General features: G+C 35.0%; 4 protein-coding genes and 2 rRNA genes (1 of these 6 cut by a window edge). All 6 read right to left on the reverse strand.

Annotated elements, in window-relative coordinates:
* Positions 1 to 215, reverse strand: a 16S ribosomal RNA gene (locus tag BN4220_RS01795); the annotation flags it as partial.
* A gap of 788 nt (positions 216 to 1,003) precedes the next feature.
* Complete coding sequence (locus BN4220_RS01800; RefSeq protein WP_066712820.1) at positions 1,004 to 2,071, reverse strand: GIY-YIG nuclease family protein; 1,068 nt, start codon at positions 2,069 to 2,071, stop codon at positions 1,004 to 1,006.
* 460 nt (positions 2,072 to 2,531) lie between these two features.
* Positions 2,532 to 3,188, reverse strand: coding sequence for a Fic family protein (locus BN4220_RS01805; RefSeq protein WP_066712822.1), 657 nt, complete (start codon positions 3,186 to 3,188; stop codon positions 2,532 to 2,534).
* 1,087 nt (positions 3,189 to 4,275) lie between these two features.
* On the reverse strand, positions 4,276 to 6,015 hold the full coding sequence (pyk, locus tag BN4220_RS01815) for a pyruvate kinase (protein WP_066712826.1): 1,740 nt from the start codon (positions 6,013 to 6,015) through the stop codon (positions 4,276 to 4,278).
* Between the two features lie 242 nt (positions 6,016 to 6,257).
* On the reverse strand, positions 6,258 to 7,394 hold the full coding sequence (locus BN4220_RS01825) for a sodium ion-translocating decarboxylase subunit beta (protein WP_066712830.1): 1,137 nt from the start codon (positions 7,392 to 7,394) through the stop codon (positions 6,258 to 6,260).
* Positions 7,395 to 7,939: 545 nt separating this feature from the next.
* Positions 7,940 to 10,000: ribosomal RNA gene (locus BN4220_RS01830) — 23S ribosomal RNA — on the reverse strand; it runs 837 nt beyond the window's last position.

Consider the following 10,000-nt stretch of genomic DNA (forward strand, 5'->3'; position numbering starts at 1 on the left):
GTGTCATGCGGCACTACTGTTTTATGCGGTGTTAGCAGTCGTTTCCAACTGTTATCCCCCTGTATGAGGCAGGTTACCCACGCGTTACTCACCCGTCCGCCACTAAGTCACTTAAGCTTCACCCCGAAGGGATCCGCTTAAGTGCTTCGTTCGACTTGCATGTGTTAAGCACGCCGCCAGCGTTCATCCTGAGCCAGGATCAAACTCTCAAAAAAAGTTTAATCTTTAATTCAGAACAAAGCTGACAAAGTTTTATTTTCATAAAACCACTAAAAAGTTTAGCTTACTTCCATTTCTGAAAGTTGTCATCTTGTTTCCGTTACTGATTTTAGGGTTGTGTCAGATCTTGCGATCCTTCACAGTTCTATACCAAACATTTCTGTCTGGATTTTTATTCTCAACGAATTTCAAGGTTGTTTCACTGTTCAGTTATCAATGTTCTGTGATTATTATCACTTATATAATGTCACACCATTCGGCGTTTCACTTTATATTGTTTGCTGCTTTATAAGCAGCTCGTTTATTGTATCATCGTTTTCGCTGTTTGTCAACAACTTTTTTATTATTTTTTCAAACATTTTAAATTGTTTAGACAGCTTTTCCGAATCAAGCAACTTTTGTATTATAACATGCTATTTTAAGCTTGTCAACCCTTTGTTTTAAAGGATTTTTAAATTGTTTTAACTTCATAGACAATTTATTATTTTTAATAGCAACTTTGCTAGTATAGCATTCAAAATAGAACTTGTCAACAAGTAATTCGACTTTTTATCTCTTTTACTTATTATTTTTATTAATTGTACTAATATCACACGTTAAACACAACGCAATCTCCGTAAAGGGAAACTTTAAATTCCGTAATCCACGTAATTCATATTATGAAACGTCATACAAGTAAATTTTTTTATTTATCCTTTGAACTTTTTAATCTCTATGCAAAAAGAATATTCCTAATTTGAAAACACTTATAAATAATGCTACTAATCAATACACTAAAATATTATTAGTAAAACTCGTTATAGCTTTCAAAAATACGTTTTGCTAGTAACTTTTGATTTTTTCTTTTTACAGCTTGCGTTACATCTACATAAAGCTTGTCTGCACCTATCGATGTTATACATAAACTCATAATCTCCTCATCCTCTACATTAAACTTTTGTGATAGAATATCCGCACTAAAGCTTTCAATTAATTCATATTCGATTCTATCACTAATTTCAAGTGTGATGCGAAGTAAAGTGAGTCCATCATGAATATAAAAAATAGAGAAGCAAGGTTCATTATATGCTCTTAAAAATACGCAGTAATCTTTTCCCTTTAAATTTGTATTAAATTTTTTAGTTCTGCGTTGCAACTTTTCAAGTGATGTCATCTGATTACGTAAGACTGCTGCCTTTTCAAATTCCAAATCTCTCGATTTAGCTAGCATCTCCTTTTTAATCTCTGATATCTTCTTTTTATTCTTGCCACTTAAAAAATTAATTACTTCTTTTATTGTGCTATTATAAACATCCACACTTATGTTTCCGCAACATGGTGCATCGCATTTCCCAATATGAAAATAAAAACATGCTTTGCTTTTTGAATCCATATCAAAATACTTTTTCTTGCATAAAGGTGTTCTCCAAATTTGATTAATCAAATCAATTACCTTTTCCGCATCTTCTACATTATAAAAACAGCCAAAACTTACCACATCTTCCTCTTCTTTAGAATCATTCGATATAAAAATACCTGGGTAATCTTTATTACAACTTATTTTAATAAATGGATACGTACGATTATTCTTCATCATAGAATTATAATGAGGTCTATACTCCTTAATAAGTTTACATTCTAAAAGTAACGCATCCGTTTCGGTCTCAGTAACTATATAATCCAAGTCATATATTTCTCTTACTAGATTTTGTATCTTCCCTTCTTTTTTATCAGGGCTCTGAAAATACTGATGTACGCGCTTTTTTAGACATTTGGATTTCCCCACATATATAATATGATCATACTTATTTCTATATATATAACATCCTGGTTTTGAAGGAAGTGAGTTTACTTTATTCATTAATGTGGTCATAATATAACTCCTGTGTAATTAATTTCATCTATTCTTAATGTGTGCCTTACTAGATATGGTTGACTCCTCTTTAGCTATATAAAAATAGATACCACTAAGTCAACATAATATAAATCCTCTTATAAAGAATTCTATCGTAATTCTAAGAAGAAATAAATATAAAACTCTATGGTATCTACTGTTATTATTCATGTCAATTAATCTCTGATAAAATAAATTCACAATTTACTTATAAACTTCGCTAAAACATCGAACTCTCATTCACTAAGGAATCATACTCAGGAATATCTAAACGATATAGATATTTATACAACTTTCATATGCACTGAAATTTTATTCACTGATTCATAAGCAACTTTATCAACTATTTTTTTACCTTCACTTTTATCAATTCCACCAACTCATACATAAGTCTTCATTTTCAAAGTAGCCTTATATTATTAATAAATCTAAAATTGACTTAATCTGATATACATTTATTATACTCTTGTTCATCTTTTACAACATACTCTGCAATTATCTCAATGATAGGATCCATAACTGGATGTTCATAATTTTGAGCAAGTTCTAAGGCTCTTAAAAATCTTTCATCTTTTTGAGGCTGTATAAATATAACCCCATAACCTTCACTTAATAATATGCAATTTAATAACAAGTTTGCTACTAACTCGTTTCCATTTATAAAAGGTTGAATGTCAAAAATCCTCTTATACACATAAGTGGCAAATTCAATTGGATGAAAAAATGATTTCGAAGTATTAATTTGTCCTATAAAATGTTCCATTAAGTGTGGTAAATCCTTTGGATCTGGAATCTTCTTCGTACCAGTTTGTAAGATTTGAATATCTCGGTATTTCCCCGCTGATTCTTTATTTAGATTTTCAGATAGCTCTTGATGCATTTGTTTTAATAATTCTTCCGTTATAAGCAGTGTCCCACTAAATGATCTTTGAATCATTAAATCGATAGCCTTGGTTTCTTCCTCTAATACACGATCATGATTTGTTGAGATAATCTTGTTTTTGATCTGATTCCAAGTATCTATATTAAGTGATTCTGCTTTTTTTATATTATCTCTTAACTCATCTGCTAATTGAAATAGTTCCTTTATATTCATAATAACCTCCATGCGTTAGTTACACTTAATAATGTAAAATATTATCGCACCTTATTTTATGCTTATATAATTATGAAGCATAACTATATTATAGCAATAAATAGTATCCCTTTCAATCTAGCATAATATTTTGTTAGAGACTTTTGCAACTTGAAGTCACTTTTAGATTGTTATTTAATCCTGTAACTCTATTTGTACAAAAGTCTCTAACTTTTTAGTTTACTATCATAAAATAGTTTTTTAGATAGTTTTCCGTTGTCTTAAAACTTTCGTGCCTATAAACTGTAATAGGGACACTTTCCTTTTTGTTTCAGTTTTTTCCTTTGTTAAATTATTGCAAACTTCTTGCGAACAATTATAAACTCTTTCAAGTTTTCTCCATGACCCAATTTCATTTGTATCCATTTTTCTCTCATCACGGTTTAAATTGATCATAAGATCTTGGCAATTAAAATTCATACGTTTCTACCTTTCCCCCGCGCATGAATTATCGGTAAACTGTCTTTTTTGAATTAGGATTGACAGTGCAGAATTTGCACACGACTATAAATATGTTTGTATTCATAATATCAACAAACATATTTGAATTTCTCATCTTATTAGAAATATAAAAAGTTAGAAATATAAAAAGCCGTGGCAGGTTCCACGGCATAAGAATTGTCTCTACAATTAGAATTCAATTATTATTTATGCATTACCGAGGTAATCCTACACGATAAGTCTGCTGTTAAATTGTTATGTTGTGCACTTGCATTCATATTGCTCATTTTCCATTACCTCTCTTTCTTAGATTTCAATAGAATGTGCGTCCTATTGTTTTAATTTATGAGAATTTTCTCACTTTCATGATTATAATATAAGTACCATATTTTGTCAATAATTTATTGGATTTTCTATTATTTCTTTGTTTGTCTATACCTCAATTTTTCTTTTTTCTTGTATAAATAAAATATTTATATGCATATTACTACGAGCAAATAGGAAAATACTAACGTGAATTATTTTCATTTTACAACAAAAAAATGTGGATAAAGCAATTGTAATATAACTTATTGCTCTATCCACATATACATATCCTAATACTAAATTAATTACAGCAAACGATTCCTCGTTCACCATCAATTGTTACTACAGTACCGCTCTTTAATATCTGAGTAGCATTTTTTGCCCCTAAAATTACTGGTATATCTAAGCTAAGTCCTACAATTGCAGCATGGCAATTAATATCATCTTCTTCAACAATGATACCAGATGCTAACTTAATTTTTGATAACATTTGATTATCTGTTTCAGATATTACAATAATATCGCCAGTCTTGAAATTATTATTTAAGTCTTCTTGATTATTGCATACACAAAGTCTAGCACATACTTTTTTATCGGAAATACCTTGGCCTGTGATAAGGACATGTCCTACAACGTGTACTTTAATTAAATTGGTAGTTCCTGAAACACCAAGAGGAACTCCTGCAGTTATTACTGTTACTTCACCTGGTGATACATATCCAGCTTTTTCTGTAGCCTCTACTGCATGATCAAATAAGTCATCTGTACTGCATTCCTCACCAATTTTAAGAGGAACGACACCCCATGACATATTTAACTGTCTGCATACATAATCATATGTACTACATCCAATAATAGGACAATTTGGTCTATATTTTGAAATCATTCTAGCTGTCTTACCTGATTTTGTAACAGTTATGATTGCAGCTGCATTTAAATCATTTGCTGTTGTACAGGTTGCATGAGAAATAGCATTTGTTACATCTGGATTACTTAAACTTTCTCTCTTCTTAAAACGTCCTAAATAGTCAATGTCATTTTCTGCTCTAGTTGCAATTTTAACCATAGTAGATAAGGCTTCTATTGGATATAAACCAGCAGCTGTTTCACCAGAAAGCATGATTGCACTAGTACCATCATAGATTGCATTGGCAACGTCTGTAGCTTCTGCTCTTGTTGGTCTAGGATTTTTCATCATGGAATCAAGCATTTGTGTTGCAGTAATTACCTGCTTACCTGCATTATAAACTTTTTTAATTATTAACTTTTGAATAACTGGCACTTCTTCAATTGGTATTTCTACACCCATATCACCTCTAGCTACCATGATACCATCAGAAACTCGGATAATTTCATCAATATTTTCAACGCCTTGCATATTTTCTATTTTTGCAATGATGTTGATATGGCTGCTCTTGTGTTTTTGAAAAATCTTACGGATCTGTAATATATCATCAGCACATCTTGTGAAAGATGCTGCAATAAAATCAAATTCTTGTTCAATACCAAAAATAATATCCTCGTAATCCTTTTCACTAATAAAAGGCATTGTTAAGTTTACATTTGGAACGTTAACACCTTTACGATTTGAAATAACACCATCGTTTTTTACACGACAAACGATATCATGGTTTTTAATATCTATAACTTCTAAACCTACTAAACCATCATCTATTAAAATAGAATCTCCAACTTTTACATCATTGATTAAATTTTTATAACTAATTGAAACAATTGCTTCTGTTCCCTCTACATCATCCACCGTAAGTGTAAAAGTCTGACCTTTTTTAAGTGTAATTTTTCCTTCTTTAAAAGTACCTATTCTAATTTCTGGGCCTTTTGTATCTAGTAATGTCGCTACTGGTAAATTTAATTCTTCTCTCACTTTTTTGATAAGATCTAATTTCTTTTTATGTTCCTCATGGGATCCATGGGAAAAATTAAATCTTGCTACATCCATTCCTTGTAGCATCATCTCTCTAATTACCTGTTCGTCCTCTGAAGCTGGACCTAATGTACATATTATCTTTGTCTTTCTCATAATTTTCCTTTCAACTACTATATCTAGTTATTATAATACTGTCATTTCTTAATAAAAAAACTTTTTATGCGGGTTCTAATATCAACTTTGTTATCTTTTTCCACTAAAAGAAGATTCATCAACATTATGCATAGCATAATCAGAAAGATAACTGCAAAAATACCAAGCATACCTTTCCACATAAGGTTTAATGCAATAAAGACTACTTCCCAATTTATCATATTAACCACCTATCTTTCTGCCTATAATAAGCTTGAAACAAGGCCAAGGATTAAACCTCCAGCTACAACAGATGCAATTTGTCCTGAAACATTTGCACCAACAGCATGCATTAATATTATGTTACCTTTCTTCTCGTCATTCGCCATTTTCTGAACAACACGAGCTGACATTGGAAATGCAGAAATTCCTGCCGCACCAATCATAGGATTAATTTTTTCTTTACGGAACAAGTTAACAAACTTAGCAAAAATAACTCCGCCTATCGTATCAAAAACAAATGCAACTAAACCAATTCCCATAATCATTAATGTTTTTGTATTAACAAATGATTCTGCACTCATACTAAAAGAAATTGTGATACCTAATAATAGGGTAATTAAATTTGCTAATGTGTTTTGCGCTGTATCAGATAAATTTCCTAACACACCACATTCTCTTAATAAGTTACCAAACATAAGGAAGCCTACCAAAGAGACTGACATTGGAGATACTAGACCTACAATAAAAGTTGTCACAATCGGGAATATAATCCTTGTTGTTTTTGATATCTTCTTTGGATTATACACCATTTCGATTTGCCGTTCTTTTTTCGTAGTTACGAGCTTAATAGCAAATGGCTGAACAATTGGAACAAGTGCCATATAAGAATAGGCAGCTACGGCAATTGGACCAATATAATTTGATTTCAGAATTTGTGATACAAGGATGGAGGTTGGTCCATCTGCCGCACCGATGATACCAATAGATGCTGCATCTTTTAAATCAAATCCCAAGAATGCAGCTACTAAAATTGCAAAGAAAATACCAAACTGAGCTGCAGCACCGAACATTAACATAATTGGTTGAGATAATAACGGACCAAAATCAATCATTGCACCAATACCAATAAAGAGAAGTATCGGCAGTGCTTCTGATGCTTCAATACCAACTTCAAATAGCCATTCGATAATACCGTTTGTCTGACCTATTCCCTCTAATGTCTGATTTAAAACTCCTGAGTCTGGCAAATTTACTAAAATTGCGCCAAATCCCATTGGTAATAGTAATGCCGGTTCATAGCCTTTTTTAATTGCTAAGTAAATTAAAATGGCTCCGACTACATACATAATGCATTGCTGTGGGATTATTGACATAATACCTGAAATCAAAAAGTCCATCATTTTCCTCCTTTTTTTAACACAGGTTTACTCATTGGTTCCATAAAAATAAACCCATGTCTCAACACTAGAGACATAGGTCTGTCATCCATACGATAAGATTGGCCCTCTGAAAATTCTCCACTGTCTAATTATATCCAAATAAATTTGCATCTTTGCATTTCACTTGAATAATATAGTCAAAAAATTTTGCCTATTCACCCATGTTATTTTTCTTTAAAATAACATATTATCTCTATAAAGTCAAACCAATTTTTTGAAAATTTGGTTGAAATGTCTTTTTTTTAACATTTCATAACATCCTAATACTCCAGGTGCAATCACTCAACGACATATTAAAATAGCATATGTATAGGTATATAAATGATTTTTTCTATAAAATAACGCATCTTTAACTTTATAGATCAAATCATTTATGCTTTTATTTCTAATAAAAAAAGAAACTACAAATCTGTAGTTTCATAATATTTCATGCTATAAATTTTTCAATTCTATATACACTCAAAACTTCACACTGATTTCATCCATCTTTTCAAACAAACTTTTAGGTTAAGCCCTCGACCTATTAGTATTAGTCAGCTACACACGTTACCGTGCTTCCACCTCTAACCTATCTACCTAATCGTCTTTTAGGGGTCTTACTAGCTTTTGCTATGGGATATCTTATCTTGAGGGGGGCTTCACGCTTAGATGCCTTCAGCGTTTATCCCGTCCCGACTTGGCTACTCGGCCATGCTCTTGGTAGAACAACCGATACACCAGAGGTCAGTCCATCCCGGTCCTCTCGTACTAAGGACAGCTCCTCTCAAATATCCTACGCCTACGCCGGATAGGGACCGAACTGTCTCACGACGTTCTGAACCCAGCTCGCGTACCGCTTTAATGGGCGAACAGCCCAACCCTTGGGACCTACTACAGCCCCAGGATGCGATGAGCCGACATCGAGGTGCCAAACCACTCCGTCGATGTGAACTCTTGGGAGTGATAAGCCTGTTATCCCCAGGGTAGCTTTTATCCGTTGAGCGATGGCAATCCCACTTTATACCACCGGATCACTAAGTCCTACTTTCGTACCTGCTCCACCCGTCGGTGTCACAGTCAAGCTCTCTTATGCCTTTGCACTCTACGAATGGTTTCCAACCATTCTGAGAGAACCTTTGAGCGCCTCCGATACCCTTTCGGAGGCGACCGCCCCAGTCAAACTCCCCGCCTGACATTGTCCCCTGGCCGGATCACGGCCACAGGTTAGAAATCCAGTACTACAAGGGTGGTATCCCAACAGCGACTCCGTAAGAACTGGCGTTCCTACTTCCTAGTCTCCCACCTATCCTGTACATGCAGCACCGAATCCCAGTATCAAGCTGAAGTAAAGCTCCATGGGGTCTTTCCGTCCTGGCGCAGGTAACCAGCATCTTCACTGGTATTTCAATTTCACCGGGTGCATTGTCGAGACAGTGCCCAAATCATTACGCCTTTCGTGCGGGTCGGAACTTACCCGACAAGGAATTTCGCTACCTTAGGACCGTTATAGTTACGGCCGCCGTTTACTGGGGCTTAAGTTCATGGCTTCGATTGCTCTAACCACTCCCCTTAACCTTCCAGCACCGGGCAGGCGTCAGCCCATATACCTCACCTTTCGGTTTTGCATAGACCTGTGTTTTTGCTAAACAGTTGCTTGGGCCAATTCTCTGCGGCCTACTTGCGTAGGCACCCCTTCTCCCGAAGTTACGGGGTCATTTTGCCGAGTTCCTTAACAATGCTTCTCCCGTCGGCCTTAGGATTCTCTCCTCATCCACCTGTGTCGGTTTACGGTACGGGCGCTCAGTAAACAATAGCGGCTTTTCTCGACAGCATAGATTCGGGAACTTCGTTACTTTAAATTCACTCCGCATCACACTTCACCATCATCTGAGGGATTTGCCTCCCAGACTTGACTTTGTGCTTGCACCGGTTTTTCCATTCCCGGTTTTCCCTATCTTTCTGTGTCCCCACAGTTCTGTTACTTAGCGGTACAGGAATCTCAACCTGTTGTCCATCGACTACGTCTTTCGACCTCGCCTTAGGTCCCGACTTACCCAGAGCAGATCAGCTTTACTCTGGAAACCTTAGATATTCGGCCTAGAAGATTCTCACTTCTATCTCGCTACTCATTCCGGCATTCTCTCTTCTTAACACTCCACGGCTCCTTACGGTACCGCTTCTTCGCAGTTAAGAATGCTCCTCTACCAATCATACGAAGTATGATTCCACAGCTTCGGTGTCGTGTTTTAGCCCCGGACATTTTCGGCGCAAGATCTCTCGACTAGTGAGCTATTACGCACTCTTTGAATGTATGGCTGCTTCTAAGCCAACATCCTAGTTGTCTCTGAAATCTCACATCCTTTTCCACTTAACACGCACTTTGGGACCTTAGCTGGTGGTCTGGGCTCTTTCCCTTTTGACTACCCAACTTATCTCGTGTAGTCTGACTCCCGATCATCATCTATACGGCATTCGGAGTTTGATAACCTTCGGTAAGCTTTGACGCCCCCTAGGGTATTCAGTGCTCTACCTCCGTTAGATTAAATCGAGGCTAGCCCTAAAGCTATTTCGAGGAGAACCAGCTA

This window comes from Clostridium sp. Marseille-P299, assembly GCF_900078195.1.
In the GTDB taxonomy this organism is placed as follows: Bacteria; Bacillota; Clostridia; order Lachnospirales; family Lachnospiraceae; genus Lachnoclostridium.